We start from the raw sequence: 15,070 nt of genomic DNA on the forward strand, positions 1-15,070 counted from the left end.
TACAGGCCTGGGACCCTCGTCGTCATGCAACAGGCATACGGGCTTGCGCACTTGCGGTCGGGCAGAGCCGGTCGGCGGACTCTGCGTTCAAAGCGGGGTCACGGCCGCCCTGTCAGTACCAACTGGCACGATCGGGGACATGACCAGCTGCACCGGCACTCCCGTCCCGCTTCCGGCCAACCACCGCATCTCCGAGACCTACGCCGAATGGGCGCGCACCCGGGATCCGGGTGCCGAGCCCGCCGCGCGCGCGGTGCTCGACGACGCCGACAGTAAGCGGGGGCGGGCCTGGGAGAAGCCCGGCCGGTTCGTGGACGATATGGAGAGCTTGGCCCGAGGTCTGCCGACGGCCCATCTGCCCTGGTTCTGGGACACCATCGGCCACTGGCTGTTGGAGACGCACCGCCGCTCGGCCGCCCGCGCCTACGGCCAGGCGCGGGCCGCCGAACGCGATCACCGGCTGCACGTCGACCCCGACTGGCGGCGGGCGAATGTACTGCTGTTCGCCCGGTTCGGCGCCCTGCCCGCCATCGAACTCAGTGGTCACCGCACCTGGCTGGCCGAAATCCTCGAACCCGGTGACGCGCATCGCGAGTTCGCCGGTCTGCTGGCCACCTGGGCGGCGTCGCCCGGCGAGCTCCCCGCCGACCTGGCCCGCCGGGTCGGCGAATCGGCCCGCGCCGCCGGCCTCGGCACCGAGGAGGAGGCCCGAGTGCTGGGCAGGCTGCTGGCCGCAGCCCGAGGTAAGGCCGTACCCGACCGGCTGTTCGCCGCCGCCGCCGGACCGCTCGCCGCGCACCCGCCGACGGACGACCAGGCCACCGGGCTGCTTGACCTGTTCCCCGAGTCGAAGAACAACGCGGCTGCCTGGCTGCGGCTGCTCATCAGCTGTGGTGCCGCCGACGCCGCAGCGGCGGCCCGGATCGCTCCCGAGGGCGGCCTCGGCGACTGGCTGCGCCGCTACTGTGCCGGCTACTCGCACCACCGTGTCGCCGGCGGCGGGGTGACCAGCCAGCCCATGCCGACCGAACTCCTCGACCTGGTGAGCCGGTTTGCACCGCTGCTGCGGGCAGCCGGCACCCCGCTCCAACTGCACGAGGACCGCTACCGATGGACGCACCTGGACGCGGACCTGCTCGACCTCTGCCTCGCCGAGGGCATACCCGTCCAGGATCCAGGCGCCGCCATCCCCATGCAGTTCTGGGACGAGCGCTCGCAGCGGGACCTCAAGGCGCTCGCCGCCGACCCGGTGTTTGGGCCCCGTCTGGAGGGCACCGTGCACGCCGGGCTCCGCTCAGGCATCGGTGCCACCGCCGGGCCCCGCACCGGCACCGCCATCAGCCGACTCCCCCACAACCCCGGCGTTGCCGCCGAGGTGCACGCCCGGGTCGAGAAGCTGCTCGACGCCCTGCGCGGGGGAGGCCTCGCCGCCGCCGACGAAGCCGTCGACGAACTACGGGACCTCCTCGACCGGCCCACCGCCATCGCCCTGGACGGCATCGAGGAAGCCCTCGACGCCCTCGACCTCACCGGCCCGCTGGCCCGCACCCTGCGCGCCGGACTGCCCGAGGAGCTGGGCTGGCCCGCCCTGGAGCAGGCCCTGGCCGAGTTCCGGCCGGACGAGACCGTGCACGTCACCTGCACCTGGCCGGTGCTCACCTTGTACGGGGAGGCGCGCGCCATCGCGATTGACCACGCCGGCCGCCGCGGCGATCACATTCTGGAGCTGCCCGACGCCTCCCGTTCCCACACCGTGCACTGGGTAGGCGGCCGGTTCCTCGTCGCGTGGGATGAGGCCGAGGACGACTTGCGGCCCCAAAACGCCTACTGGTCCGACCGGGTCGGTGAGACCTTTGCACCGGAGGAGACGTTCGGGCTGGCCCCCTACAGCGGCAGCATCCAAGGCGGCATCGGCTATCAGTTCGAAACCCCCGACGGCGGTGGGCGCTTCGACGGCGAACGCATCCTGCGCGCCGGTGGCCACGAGGGCATCGGCCACCACGACTACCAGATGTACGACGGCCAGGCCCTCTGGAGCTCCGAGGTATTCGGCGAACATGGCGATGGCTGGGCCCGCTTCGACCCGGACACGGGCGCCCCCACCGACGACCGCACCCTGCCCGCATTCCACCGTCCCACCGATACACCACCCGGAACCGAGCCCTTCCCCGACCACCGGATCCTCGCCGCGCTGCCACCAGGCGCCCCGCCCTCTCCGCTGGGGCAGGACGGGCGACTCACCGGCTGCCGGGTCCACTACCGCACGCCGCATGACGGGCCCTCACCCCGCGAATTCGTGCTGGAATCCATCGACGGGCGCACCGCCTCCTACCGCAGCCGCACCTGGGGCCGCCGCCCCTGGGGCATCCTCGCCCTGCCGCTCGGCGGGGAGGACGCCGTCCTGGCCGGCGAGATCACCATCCGCAGCCACGCCGCCGAGGACAACTCCCTGCTCTGGCAGGTCCAGGGCTTCCCGGGCAGCCGTGACCGCTCCCCGGTACGCGCCACCCTCGGCGAGCAGGCCGGGCCGATGCCGCCGCCCGCCTATTGGCACTTCCTCACACCCCGTGACGAGGCATCCTCCAAAGCCCTGCGGGCCGTTACCGACAACGACATGCGCCGGCTGCTGCACCCCGGCACCGGGATCGGCAACGACGCCCCCAACCCCCTGCCCGGCGTGACCGACCTGCGAGTGGGGGCCGGCGTCGACCGCGCCGCCCGGCTCGCCGCCGACGTACTGCGCCGTCGCCGGGAACTGTCCCACCGGGTCGCCATCATGCGGTCCGGGCCGGTCGTCGACCTGCCCGACCCGGCACCCGACACCCGCCTCACCCCCGCCCTGCGCGGCCTGCTGCCCCAACTGCGGCCCTTCGAGGTGCAGCCGCCGCAGTTGCAGCCCGCGCTCCTCACGTCGGTCGCCGCCGATGGCCGGCACCTGCGCGGTGAGATCGAGGACGAAGTCCGGGTGCTCGCCCTGCCTGCCACCCCGCCCGAGTGGGCGGTGCTGACCGGGTGGATCGACGCAGTTGCCTGGCGTGCCGCCACCGCCGCCACCCCCGACAAGGAACGGCAGGCCCTGACCGCCCTGCTCGATGTGTGGAGCCGACAGCCGTTCGCCGAGGCCGACAGCTCCTGGCGGACCGGCCGCGCCCCCGAGCAGCGGATCGCCGAACTCCGCGCCGGCGGCGCCCTGATAGCCTCCGGCCCGGTCCGCGGCGGCCTCGCTCCCTTCCTCCACCGCGCTGCCGACCCGGCGCCCGCCGACGCCGAGGAGTGCGAGACCCACACCATTACCGGCGACGACACCACCCGGCTGCCCCGCCTGCTGGCCCTGCTCGCCAAGCACGGCCCGCTGCCGGTGCCCGAGGAGGCGGTGGACCTGTTCCACTGGCGCACCGGCGTGCCGCGCCCGATCGCTGCCCTGGTCCTCGACGGGTTCCCCGGCAGAGACAACTACGACGAGCACCGCAAGCTGCTGCGCACCAAGCCGTACAAGGCGGATCGGAACGCCGTCTGGGCCTACGCCGAGATCCAGGGGCGGCTAGGCCCGGTCGGCCGGCGCGTTGTGCTCGCGGCAGGCCTGCCCGCGGACCCGGCCGAACTGTGGGCACCCGGCGGCATGACCGCCGCCGCGGACCGGATGGCCGCCGCCTGGGCCGGACTCCTTGATACCGGCCCCTACACCGACGACGGCAGCCACGCCGCCGCCCTCGCCGCAGACCACGGCCTCCCCGAAACCTGGGCCACCGCGCTGCTCACCGGCCGAGCCCCGGAGCCCCTGGACGCCGACGGAGTGCGGGCCGCCGCAACCGCCGCCACCTGGGCACTCACCGAACGCCCGATCGGCGACCCGGCCACGGCAGGCGCCCGCGCTCTCATCGACCGGCTCACGGGCGCCCCCGCCGAACTCCGCACCGCCCTGCGCCGACTGGCGGACCGGTCCGCCGCCACCCCGGTCCCGCCGGGCCAGTACGAGACCAACCCGCTGTTCAGCACCCCGGCCCTGGTGGACGAGGCAATGGCGGCTCTAGGCGTAGGCCGCGACGCGGCGGCCCTCCACCTCCAACTGCACGCCCTCGACCGCCCGGCCGACCGCACCATCCGCCGCTGGAACACCTGGACCCTGGATCACCATCGCGCCGTACGCAAGGAGCTCACTGCCGCGAAAGCCCCCCGCCCCGCGCCGCCCGCCCCGGCAGACGACCCCGCAGCCCTCGCCGTCCCGATCCCCGTTCACGAACGGTTCGCCCGAGCCTGGGCGGAGCACGCACAGCCGAGGCCGGGGCGCGGCTAACTGATCGCTTCAGACTGAGTTCGGTCAGCCGATTGGGAGTATCGACGTGAGCTGATGATGGCGATCGCGGCTCGGAGAGCAGGAGAGCAGGACGAAATCGCGGATCGGCGTCGAGATGTCGTTCGCGGGGGTTCCGGGCTTCTGTATGAAGAGATCGCCTCCGGTCGTGATGTTGACGCGGAGGCTTACGCCTTTTGGGTGCTGGAGGAAGTTGAGGCGGATACGGGGAGGCTGGAGTTCTTCCGTACCGCCTCCCGTGACAACCTTTCACCGGATCTGCGCTAGTAGTCGAGTGGGCGTCACGGCCCTCGCTCGTTGGGTGAGGCAGGCCATCATTCGAACCATCCGAGCCTGCTGGCCACCGCAGTGGCAGGCGTGGTCCCGCTTTGGACTGACGCGCCGATCGCCGCGGGGCCGCAAACCGGGATCGGTCGGCCTGGAGCGAGTGACAGGGCGTTCAGTCTGAGGGGCCGGTCCCGGCCCGCGACGGGCCGGGATGGTCTGCTGCTGGGGCGGTTCCCGCAGCTGATGCTCTAGAGGAACGCTGGGGTTCGAACCGACAAGGGCTGTCCGGGCGATCGGAGTCTCAACGTCGTCGCCGACGCTCGACAGTCAGCATGAGGCGTGATGCCGCGAGCCGTGTGCAAGGGAGATTGGGGACGCGCAACGGACGTGAACGTGTGCCAAGGGCTGGCCTGCTCTGGCGATCGCATTGCCGGAGAGGTGAATTGACGCCTCGAGCGGACGCGTACTTTCGTAAGCGGCTTCGAGTTGCGTTCAAGAGCATCCAACTGCGCCGCTAAGGTGTGTAGTTCCGCAAGTTACATTGTGATTCCTGCAGAAGTCCCTCTACAGCGGGCTATGACCTTCGAGTCCTTGGGCGGGAGCGACCGCACCGCTGGGGGTCAAGGGGTCGCAGGTTCAAATCCTGTCGTCCCGACTATTTCGAACTATCGAACGTCGCAGATGAAGGGCCGTTTTCGAACGGCCCTTTTTCTGTTGCTCCCATGCTCCCCGGTGGGAGCGGGCGAGTGGGAGCAGGGTCCCACTGTCCCCTTGTCGGTTTGCTCCCCCGCGCGCCGATGCGCACATATTCGATTCCTTGCGCGCGTTCACATCCACGCCCGGTTTGTGACCTGCGGCTCCCATCGATCGGGTGCTCTTTCGGTTATGCGCTTCCGCTCTTGCTGCTGGTCGTGTGCGCTCCCAGTGGGAGTGGGGTCGGGAGCGGCGTCCCTATATCTGGAACCCGGGGTGTGGGGTCATGCGAATCCTTGACCCCAGTTCCGATTTCGTGTGGGCGGTATGTGGCTTTTGGGTGGTGGATGTTGCGGGATGCATCGAGATGTTGAACGCGGGTGGGGGTAGGTGGGAGCGGTTCGGGGCGGGCGGGTGGTGGACGGTGGTGTCGGTTCGTTGCTCGCGGTCTCTGCTCGCGGTGTGTCGGCGCGCTGGGCGGACCGCGGCGGCTGCTTGTGCCCTGCTTTTTGTCGGCCGACGAACTGGTGTCCGGCCTTATTGGGGAGGCGCTGGAGGCCCCTTACCAGGCGGGAGCCATCGCGTCTTGCGCGTTCGGTGACCTCGGTGGGGCGGTGGTGATGATGTTGTCGAGCGTGGGGCGGGAAGTTTGAAGGTCTGTGAGTAGCGGTAGTTCTTCGGCTTCTCGGCGGCCGTGCGGTCCCGGATGGGTGTCGGGGTGGCGTCCATGATGTGCACGACCCTTCGCAACGCGTACCAGGAGTACGCACGCCACATCGGTCACCTCGACGTCACTCGTGAGTTCATTGACGGAGAGATTGGCGAGCGAGATAGCTGGGACTTGCCGAGGTGTGCGGGACAACGTGGGGCGCGGCCGTGTCAGCCGACGCCGACCCCGGACGCCGAAAGCAGCGAGGGGTCGTAGCCATCGGAGGCGAGGACAGTCGCCGGGGACGCTTCTGCGGGCGGCACTTCGATCAGTACGGTCATGCTGCTGACGACCTCGACGCTGTGCCAGTCTCTGCCGTCGTCGGCCAGAGCCAGATCAATATCCGAGCCTTCGTCGTATGCGACCGTGTCGTCGGGGCCGGTCCCGGCCACACGGTAGGTCTGCTCGAGGGTGCAGCCTACGAGGGCGCTCCCGTTGGTAAGACGGAACACCGGGAGAGGAGTACCGACTTTCCTGGAGGAGAGAGTGCTGGCGAAGTTCTTGTCCGCCCCGTGGTTGTAGAAGCTGACCAGACCGGTGGTGAACGGTCCCTTGGCGAAGCGGTTGTCGTTGCTGTGGCCGTGCGGAGGGGAGAAGCTGAGGAAGTCGGCGAACGCGTCGCAGATCGCACGGTCGGCGGCGGCTGTGGTCGACAGCTGAACGCCACCGGCGGCGCTGCGGCGGAAATCGGGGAGCTGTTTCGGCCGGAACGAGATGTGGACCGAGCCGTCCTTGGCTGTCGAGGTCGGGACGGGTGAGGGGTCCGAGGCCGGCGGCTTTCCGAGGGGCTCGGTGAGTGCCCACGTGGCGGCGGTTGCCCGCCACGGGCCGTGAGGCCTCTTTTGGACGAAGTAGCGGAGCTGCGAGGCGCGGTCCTTTTCATCTCCCTTCCGTTTGCTGAGCACGACGAAGAAGCGTGGGTAACCAGTGCCAGGCTGCACGGCCGGAATGACGAACCGCGGCCGAGCGGAGCGGACGGCCTTGTCGTGGGCCCCCGCCTTGCGGTGGAGTCGGTACACGGTCCGCGACTCCCTCAGTAGCACTCCCGTCTGCACCTCGCGGATAGCCGAAATGTCCAGGGAAGCGTCCGCGGAGGCGTTCACTCGGCCGTACTGCTCGAAGACGCGCTCCGCCTCCGACGTCGTCAGGACCGGTTTTGGAACGGACGCCGCCGGCGATGCGGCCATGTCCTTGGGCGGTCTCGCTGCCCCGAGGCTTTGCGACATCTGCTGCCGGCGGTGAAATCAGGCTCACATTCCGCGATCTGGTCCATGCCGTGTCACAGGCCGTTGATCCGGAGCCATGGGCAAGTCCTGCAGAGCTACAGGGCCAGGATAAAAGGCCGAAGTTCCAGGGCCTGCCATGTCCTCACCGATGAGCCAGCGGTAGAGCCACTCCGCGAACCCCATCGCGTATTCAAAGAATTCACCATCGCCGTCCTCGATGAAGAGCGCACCCTTCCCCATCGCCCCCCGAGGAGCTTAGAAGACCGTCTCACCCCGGTCCGTGGAGGTGATCGGGATCAGCCCCTGCGCGGTTCCGAAGAGCAACTCGGGGATACCAAGAGAGCTGCGGGGGTCGCCTTCAGCCTCGGCCCAGTCCCAGTCAATCTGCGACCAATCTTCGGATGTGCTCCGGATCCACTCTCCAAGGTTCCAGGGTTCGGTCGCCGGATGATGCAACCACAGATGGCCGTTGATCTGGATCGGTGCATAGTCATCGACGAGCTCCTTGAAGTCTGCCGGCAGGCTCACTCCGAGATCGTCCTCAAGTGTGTGCCAGGCCGCCGCGCCCTCATACCGCTTAGGCGACGCGCCGAGCATGCCATGTACACGTCCCAAGTAATCTTCCGCCATCGCCATCACCTCTGCGGGCAGTCTGCACTGCCTCGGGTGGTGCCACCGGTGGGTGATTGCTTGATCACACAATGCTTCATCTTGCCATCCTCAACAGTCCCGTAGTTGTACTCAATTTCGGTGGGGATGCCGGAGTCACGGTTCCCGTAGTGCGGGATCACCGAGATCGCCAAGTGCTTGCCAGACTTGACGGCAACCCTGATCTCCTTCTCCACACCGTGATTGAGATAGGGAGTGTTCGTTTTGCCGTACTCCGCGACCAAGTTCCGCAAATCAATCCCCGACCCGGATGCCGCCGCGGGGATGAGATGCCCGTTGGCTGGCACGTGGCCCTGAGATGCGATCTCACGCATGCCAGGCGGCTGAGTCGATTGGTTGGTGTTTGTTCCTGCCGCCTTGCGTCCCTTGTTGTAGTCGCTGCTATCGAGCAGACCGTTGGAGTAAAGAGAGCAACGCCCGCCAAGTTCAGCATGGCCTGCGCTGTGACGGTCGTGCTGACACCTTGGCCTGTCGTCCACGTAGCCGAACTCCAGATTGCCTTGAGTGCGGGGCGAGCGGGGGCAGCAGCCGGGTGAGGGCCGTTGTTGGGGTTCTGGTCAATCGGCGGCTTCGGGGGGCTTCGTCGGACGAACATATGTGCCGTTGCTGGCATAACGCGCCCCGCCGCCCGCGTAGTATCCACTTCCGCCTGCGTAGTAGCCGCCTCCGGAGCCGTAGTTGATGTATCCGAGGGTGTAGGAGGAGCTATATCCCCATGTCGTCGAGTAGCCGTTGGAGGGGCCGCTGCGTCGCTTGGGACGGTTGAAGTACTCGTCGCAGTCCATTCCGTAACGACCCGTGCAGGAATCATCTCCGATGCTGTCGTGGCCCATGGTCCATGTGTTCCAGAAGACGCCGATCGGGTCAGGCTTCTTCTTGGCGACCGAGATGGCCCACCCCAGTACATCCCAGCCATCGTGCCCGGTGGGATCGGTCCCGTTGAGCGGGCCGTCGTAGGCGTAGGCGTACCGGTTTCCCCTCACCGAGGGCTGCGCGTCGAGCAGCCAGGTGTCCCGTGAGTTGAAGGAGCCAGCGCCGGGCTGGTACCAGCGGGCGGCCATGTTTACGTCACCGCTGTCGGGATCGGTCCAGCCGGACTGGTAGCCGATGGCAGGGGTGGTGCCGTCTGTGGCGGTCTCAGTGCCGAAGGGGTCGTACGCGGTGGAGCTGCTGACCTGCTTGCCGTCGGGGGTGAGACCTGCGACGAGGTCGGTGTGTTGGTCGGTCAGTGCCCACTGCTTGGTTGTGCCGGTGGACGAGGACAGCAGGGTTCCGTCCGGGGCGCGGTTGTAGGCGCTGGTGCCGTCGGTGGCGAGGTTGTTGGAGCCTCCGTCGTAGGTGAAGGACGTTTGGCCGCGCGTCTGGACGCGGTCGAGGGAGTCGTAGGTGTAACTGGTTCTAACAAAGGCGTTGGACGTGGCGGTGGGTGATCAGGCAGACGGCGATTCCGAGGGATGCTTCGTGGATGTCGTCGCGTCGTTCCCAGCGGATGCGCAGGCGGCGAAAACCGTGGAGCCAGGCGATGGTGCGCTCGACGACGTAACGGAAAATGCCCAGGCCAGTGCCGTGCGGCTCGCCTCGTTTCGCGATCACGGGGCGGATTCCGAGCTGCCAGAGCAGGCGCCGGTACTTGTCGTGGTCGTAACCCCCGTCGGCCAAAAGGGCATCGGGCCGTCGGCGAGGTCTGCCGACCAGGCCCGCCACTGCCGGGATCTTGTCGAGCAGGGGCAGGAGCTGGGTGACATCGTTGCGGTTGCCGCCGGTCAGCGTGACCGCGAGCGGGATGCCCTGGCCGTCGACGATGACGTGGTGCTTGCTGCCCGGCCGTGCGCGGTCGACCGGGCTGGGCCCGCTTTTGGGCCCCGCCGAGCCGCCCGCACATGGGACGAATCGATCACCGCCCGCGACCAGTCCAGCTGATTCTTCGAGCGCAGCTTCTCCAACAGCACGACGTGCAGCCGGTCCCAGACACCGGCGTCGTTCCAGGCGGCAAGCCGCCGCCAGCAGGTCATGCCCGAGCCGAAGCCCAACTCCTGCGGCAGATACTCCCATTGGATGCCGGTGTGCAGCACGAACAAGATCCCGCACAGTGCCTGGCGGTCCGGCACCCGAGGTCTGCCCTGCACCAGCTTCGGCCCCGGCTCGGGCAGCAACGGCTCGATAAGCGACCACAGTTCATCCGACACGATCCACGGTCGCGACTGACGCTTCGCCACAACCAGACCAACGAGCCGACACCCCAAAAGTCACATGATGAATCGCTTTTGTTAGAAGCAGTCAGAGGGTGAAGGTGGTGAGGACGGCCAGGTGATCGGAGGGCCAGTCGGAGCCTCCTCCGTAGACGTTGGATGTGGTGGGCTTCAGCGAGCCGCCCTTGTGGAGGATGAAGTCGATGCGGTCCTGCGGCTCCGGCTTGTTGTCGTAGTCGCTGTTCTTCTTGGTTACGGGTGACCAGGTGTTCCCGGGCACCGTTGCGGGGTTGGGGTGCAGTTCACGGTAGGAGTCCTTGAACCCCTTGTCCGCGAAAGCCTTGGTCGCCGGCCACTTGACCGCCGAGTTGCAGTGCTTGACCTTGGTCGTCTTGGTCCAGTCCAGGTGGGACGGCGAGTTGAAGTCGCCCGCGACGATCGCAGGCGCCGAGCCGGTCCACTTCGCAATGGCCCGGGCCTGCGCCTTGCGGCTCGCCTCGTCCGCGTAGATCTTCTGGTAGCTGTCCTTGTCGAAGCAGGCGTTGTACGGGCCGTACTTCGTGTAGTCGAGGTGTATCGAGTACACCCAGACACCCTGGATCTTCGCGGCGATCGCCTTCGCGCCGGAGGACTCCTTCGAGAACCAGTCGGTCTTTTCGATCGGCTTCCTGCTGACGAGATCGACGTCCGAGCCGCTGGCCGTGTGGTACTTCCATCCCAGTTTGTCCGCGATCTTCTTGGCCACGGGGCTGGAGGATTCCTGGAGGGCGACGACGTCGGCGCCGGAAGCCTTGGCCTGCTTTGTGATCTTGTTGACCCCGTCCGAGACCTTGGCGCCGCCGTGCCAGGTGTTCAGACTCATCACCTTCAGGGACTTCGACCGCGGGGCCGAATCCCCGTCCGTCGCACCTCCGCCGGTGGCTGCCATCGCGGTGGCTCCCACGGCCAGCGCCGCTATGCCACCAGTCAGACCGAGGGCGAGGCGCCGTTTGGTCCGCACGTTCTTGGGGGCGTCCGTGTGCTTCACGCTCTTGCTCACGTGGTGCTCTCTTCTGTCGCACGCCGGAGGAACCGGCAGTTGTGGGGGGAGGAACCGGGGCGAGGAAATTGCCCGTAACGGCCCCTGTCCGGCGCCTCTTGCCAGTGACCGGAGACCTAAACCCGGTTTCCGGACCCGGCGAGGGGCCTGTTGCCGGGCTGTGACAGTCGAAACCTCAACGCAACCTGTCTGAACAAGCTGGGCCGGGACACAGAAAAGCGCAGCCACCGCAAACACGCGACCGAGCAGCGATTCCTGGGGGCCGCGACGGGCTGCCGGTATGTTGCCGGGCCCTGGCAGCCGCGCGGAGTGCAGCGAGTTGTTGTGCTCCGGACTGCCCGGTAGGGCAGCCTGGCAGCTCTCGGACAGCCCTACGCGGAGTGCGTGGTGATCTGACCGGCGCGTCAGCCGCGACGTTCAGTCGTGGTTTGACCCTGTGGGTGCCCGATACTCGGCCGCTCTATCGGCCGCTCTATACGACCTGCGTGTATTCGTGGATCACTTCACCGAGTAGATCACGGCGGATGATCTTTCCGTCCGGGTCCACTGGATCGGGGAGCGGGCGCAGCGGTGCTGCTTGGCTGAGGGCGCGGTGTGGGCGATGGGTATTGAAGTGCTTCTCGTACGCGGCCAACACGTGTCGCAGATGCCGGTCGTTGACGATCAGCATCTGGTCGGGGAGTTCTCGGCGGCAACCGTCGATCCAGCGCTCGACGTATGCGTTCGCCCTCGGGGCTTGGACTGAGGTGAGCAATACCCTGATGCCTTCGGACGCGAGGACGGCATCGAAGGCATCGGTGAACTTCGGATCCCTGTCCCGCAGCAGGAACTTCACCTGGTCGACGCGGTCGTCCAACGCCATGAGGAGGTCACGGGCCTGTTGCACCGCCCAGTTGCCGGTCGGGTGGGCAGTGACGCCAAGGAGATGGACCCGACGGGTGGAGATCTCCATAGCCACCATGCAGTACAGGCGCCTCAGCAGCACGGTGTCGACATGGAGCAGGTCCACCGCGATGATCCCGGAAGCTTGGGTGCGGAGGAACTGGGCCCACGTCGTGCCCGAGCGTCGTGGCGCCGGGTCGATCCCGGCTCTCTTGAGGTCGCCCACACCGTGGAGGCGCCGACTGGGCGGCCCAGGCCGGCGAGTTCGCCGGCGATTCTGCGGTATCCCCAGTGCGGGTGCTCCGCGACCATGCGCAGCACCAGCGCCCGTACGGTGGGCCGGGTCGGCGGACGGCCGGGACTTCGGCGTTTGTAGGTCCAGCGGCGTTCGACCAGGTCGGAGTGTCAGCGCAGCACCGTGCCCGGAGTGACGAACAGGTGCCCTCGAAGGGCCTTGGGCCGCAGCCCGGCCAGTGCCGCGATCACTGCCCGGTCCGCCCATAAGGGTTGTGGCCGGGCGACCTGGCGGCGGAGGACGGCGAGTTGGTGCCGCAGTACGAGGATCTCCGCGTTCTTGGAAGCCTTCGATCGCGCAAGTAACGCCATCCATCCCGAGATCTTCAGGAAGGCCAGGTACAGCAGTCGCAGAGCCATGCCCCAGGGTCTCGCCATGCCTGGCCCTGACCGCAAGGCCAGGTCAGCAGGGATAGCTGAGTTTCGGGCACCCACAGGCAACAACGTGTCCGAGTCCACCGTCCGCCGCTGGCGGGACGAGCTGATCATCCTGCTCGCCGCCCAGGCACCGCGCCTGGACCGCGGCCTGAAGAAGATTGCCAAGGGCGGCGGGGAGGTGGTCCTGATCGACGGACCCTCATCCACACCCAGCGCCGCACCGGAAAGGCCGACCGGCGGAACTACTCCGGCAAACGCCGCCATCACGGCCTGCACTTCCTCGCCCTGACCGACGAAAACGGTCGCCTGATCTGGATATCTGCCGCCCGTCCCGACCACACCCACGACAACACCGCCGCCCGCCACGACCACATCCCGGCCCACCTGCGCGCCACCGGACTCGGCGCCCTCGCAGATCTCGGCTTTCGCGGCCTGGACAACGACATCCGGGACCCCGTGATCGTCACCGGCTTCACAGCCACCCGCACCCACAGACTCACCCCCGGCCAGAAGACCGCCAACCGAGTCCTCGCCACCGGACGCGCACCGGTCGAACACGGCTTCGCCCACCTCAAGAACTGGCGGACCCTCACCAAACTCCGCACCGACCCCTCCCGCGCCCCCCAACTCCTGCGCGCCCTGCTTGTCCTGACCAACCTCGAAATCAACTGCTGACAAACGATCTGCTCCAGAGACTGAGGGCCGTCGGTTCGGTCTCCGTTTCTACGGTGTTTGCACCGAGCCGACGAATGCGCCGCAGTCGGGAAGGACTGTGCCAGCGGCGGCCCTGCTCCGGTGCACGGGGAGCCGTCCTTGGGTGTCAATGGCCTTGAATGTCGCGGCCGCGGTCACCGCGTCGTAGCCGTAGCTGTTTTTGGTCGGCGGCCTTGAGTACCTGCTCTCGAAGGCCGGCCGATGCGTCGCCGACTGTGTCATCGGCGTGCGAGGACGGTCAGGTTCACCCGGCGTGCGCTGACAGAACAGGTTGCTCATCCATGAGCTTCAGCATCCTTCCAACTGGTGGTTTGCCGCGACAAGTCGGCAATCAGGGCAAAGCGTGCCAATAGCTTTGTTTGTGCCGCCGCCGGGGAGGCAGCGGCCATTCAAGCGAAGGGAAACTGCATGTTCAAGGCCAAAAGGACACGTGTCATGGCACTGACCGGCGCAGGGCTCGCAGTGGCGACGACAGCACTGGCAGGGGTGGCCATGGCGGCTCCGGATGCCAGCAGCTCCCAGGCTCCATACGCGCAGGCCGGCGCCCTGGTCAACGCCGACGGCTCGGTCGTGCACTCCAAGGGCGTCAAGTCGGTGACCGCCTCGAGCCACGTCTACTGCGTCGAGATCGAAAACCCCGACGTCGATCTGTCCAGAGCCATCATCACCGCCACCCCCCGCGATACCCCAGGCTCCACCCTCCGGGTCATCCCGGGCAACTGTGCGGGCGGCAAGGGCATCACCGTCGGAACCTACAACCACTCCGGCGGCGGGATGGCCAACGCGTTCTTTATCGCCGTGCTGTGACCTGAGTTTCGTTCAGAAGCAGCTCAGCCCCGTTGCACAGCAACGGGGCTGAGCTGAGTCTTTTATGGTTTGTGAGCTCTAAGTTGATTACGTTCCGCGATGTTTTCTGGGCGCTTGGTCGATTTGCCCACATCGTAACGGGTGGCGGGGCGTCGGTTCTTCGAGCCAGGTGGGCGTCCAGGGCCGGGAGTTGAGGGTTTGGGTGCACGGGCCGGGCAGAGCAAGTGGGGGGCGGATGTTCCTGAACCCGCGGCGGGCGCGGGCCGGGGTGAGTCGGGCGCCGCCGCTTGATCCCCCGGTTACACGCCATCCCGGGACAAGGCCACCGCGTTGTGCGTCAACCACTGACGGACGATCTACTCTGCAGACTGCCGCCCACGACCAGCACGAGCACCCCGAAGGAGCATCACACAAGCCCTTTGACCTGCGACTTCAAGTTGGCGGAGGCTCACTGAGACGACCTGCGAGCCACCGATGCGCGTCGTGGCCTTGCCCGGTGAGGCCGGCTCGCCGGCGTGCGCTGCCACCGTGCCGAAGGCAGGCACGGCCAGCGCTGCGGCGAATACACCGGCAGCGAGAACGCCGCGGCGAGAGGGATCCATGTCCGCCCTTCCCAGGTCAATCAACTCCTCAACATTGTCGAGGGGTTGAGAGCCCTCGGCGGACGTGGCCGGAGTCAGGCCCGCTTCCTCATGCGTGACGGGCCTGAAGGAAGCAGGCTCCTCGGACACCAACCACGAGTACGACAGCCTCAAGGTCTGACCCGTACCCAGCACCCGTGCGCGTAGGGCCCGGTCAGGCCCAGACCCCGCCCGGCCGGGCCCCGCGCCCCACCTCGTGGAGGACCTTGTGCTCAAGCTGCGCATCCAACCCGCCCCGATGAGCCGCGAG

The 15,070-nt window shown here is 67.6% G+C and carries 11 protein-coding genes and 2 pseudogenes; 4 read left to right on the forward strand and 9 right to left on the reverse strand.

The window, feature by feature from the left end:
• Positions 1-139: 139 nt before the first annotated feature.
• Positions 140-4,294 (forward strand): hypothetical protein, encoded by a 4,155-nt coding sequence (locus ACGFX9_RS14770; RefSeq protein ID WP_393470350.1) that lies wholly within the window; start codon positions 140-142, stop codon positions 4,292-4,294.
• A 1,857-nt stretch (positions 4,295-6,151) separates the two neighbouring features.
• Here the strand turns inward: ACGFX9_RS14770 and ACGFX9_RS14775 are convergent.
• The 8 genes and pseudogenes from ACGFX9_RS14775 to ACGFX9_RS14810 all read right to left on the reverse strand — a co-directional run bounded on the left by ACGFX9_RS14775 (position 6,152) and on the right by ACGFX9_RS14810 (position 12,640).
• Complete coding sequence (locus ACGFX9_RS14775; protein WP_393470353.1) at positions 6,152-7,168, reverse strand: hypothetical protein; 1,017 nt, start codon at positions 7,166-7,168, stop codon at positions 6,152-6,154.
• A 294-nt stretch (positions 7,169-7,462) separates the two neighbouring features.
• Positions 7,463-7,837 (reverse strand): SMI1/KNR4 family protein, encoded by a 375-nt coding sequence (locus ACGFX9_RS14780; protein ID WP_393470356.1) that lies wholly within the window; start codon positions 7,835-7,837, stop codon positions 7,463-7,465.
• A 5-nt stretch (positions 7,838-7,842) separates the two neighbouring features.
• Positions 7,843-8,355: a DNA/RNA non-specific endonuclease gene (locus tag ACGFX9_RS14785; protein ID WP_393470359.1), complete on the reverse strand. Its 513-nt coding sequence runs from the start codon at positions 8,353-8,355 to the stop codon at positions 7,843-7,845.
• Between the two features lie 78 nt (positions 8,356-8,433).
• A complete protein-coding gene (locus tag ACGFX9_RS14790; protein WP_393470546.1) occupies positions 8,434-9,144 on the reverse strand; it encodes an RHS repeat-associated core domain-containing protein in 711 nt (236 codons plus the stop codon).
• Between the two features lie 130 nt (positions 9,145-9,274).
• Positions 9,275-10,092: pseudogene (locus ACGFX9_RS14795) on the reverse strand (IS5 family transposase).
• Positions 10,093-10,153: 61 nt separating this feature from the next.
• Positions 10,154-11,104 (reverse strand): endonuclease/exonuclease/phosphatase family protein, encoded by a 951-nt coding sequence (locus ACGFX9_RS14800; RefSeq protein ID WP_393470363.1) that lies wholly within the window; start codon positions 11,102-11,104, stop codon positions 10,154-10,156.
• Between the two features lie 472 nt (positions 11,105-11,576).
• The gene (locus tag ACGFX9_RS14805) at positions 11,577-12,212 is read right to left on the reverse strand and encodes an integrase core domain-containing protein (RefSeq protein ID WP_393470366.1); all 636 of its coding nucleotides are present in this window, start codon (positions 12,210-12,212) and stop codon (positions 11,577-11,579) included.
• Between the two features lie 179 nt (positions 12,213-12,391).
• A complete protein-coding gene (locus ACGFX9_RS14810) occupies positions 12,392-12,640 on the reverse strand; it encodes an integrase (protein ID WP_393470368.1) in 249 nt (82 codons plus the stop codon).
• 85 nt (positions 12,641-12,725) lie between these two features.
• Between ACGFX9_RS14810 and ACGFX9_RS14815 the strand changes: the two genes are divergently transcribed.
• From ACGFX9_RS14815 to ACGFX9_RS14825, 3 genes are all read left to right on the forward strand, one after another.
• Positions 12,726-12,947, forward strand: a complete 222-nt coding sequence (locus ACGFX9_RS14815; protein ID WP_393470371.1) for a hypothetical protein — start codon at positions 12,726-12,728, stop codon at positions 12,945-12,947.
• Positions 12,860-13,333 carry a transposase family protein gene (locus tag ACGFX9_RS14820; protein WP_393470550.1) on the forward strand — a complete coding sequence of 158 codons (474 nt, stop codon included), beginning with the start codon at positions 12,860-12,862 and terminating at the stop codon, positions 13,331-13,333. Before ACGFX9_RS14815 ends, ACGFX9_RS14820 begins: the two co-directional genes overlap by 88 nt.
• A gap of 474 nt (positions 13,334-13,807) precedes the next feature.
• On the forward strand, positions 13,808-14,179 hold the full coding sequence (locus ACGFX9_RS14825) for a hypothetical protein (RefSeq protein ID WP_393470373.1): 372 nt from the start codon (positions 13,808-13,810) through the stop codon (positions 14,177-14,179).
• 62 nt (positions 14,180-14,241) lie between these two features.
• Here ACGFX9_RS14825 and ACGFX9_RS14830 read toward each other — a convergent pair.
• A pseudogene (locus tag ACGFX9_RS14830) lies at positions 14,242-14,458 on the reverse strand (transposase); the annotation flags it as partial.
• Positions 14,459-15,070: the final 612 nt, after the last annotated feature.

The organism is Streptomyces sp. NPDC048436 (assembly GCF_043200355.1).
GTDB lineage: Bacteria > Actinomycetota > Actinomycetes > Streptomycetales > Streptomycetaceae > Streptomyces.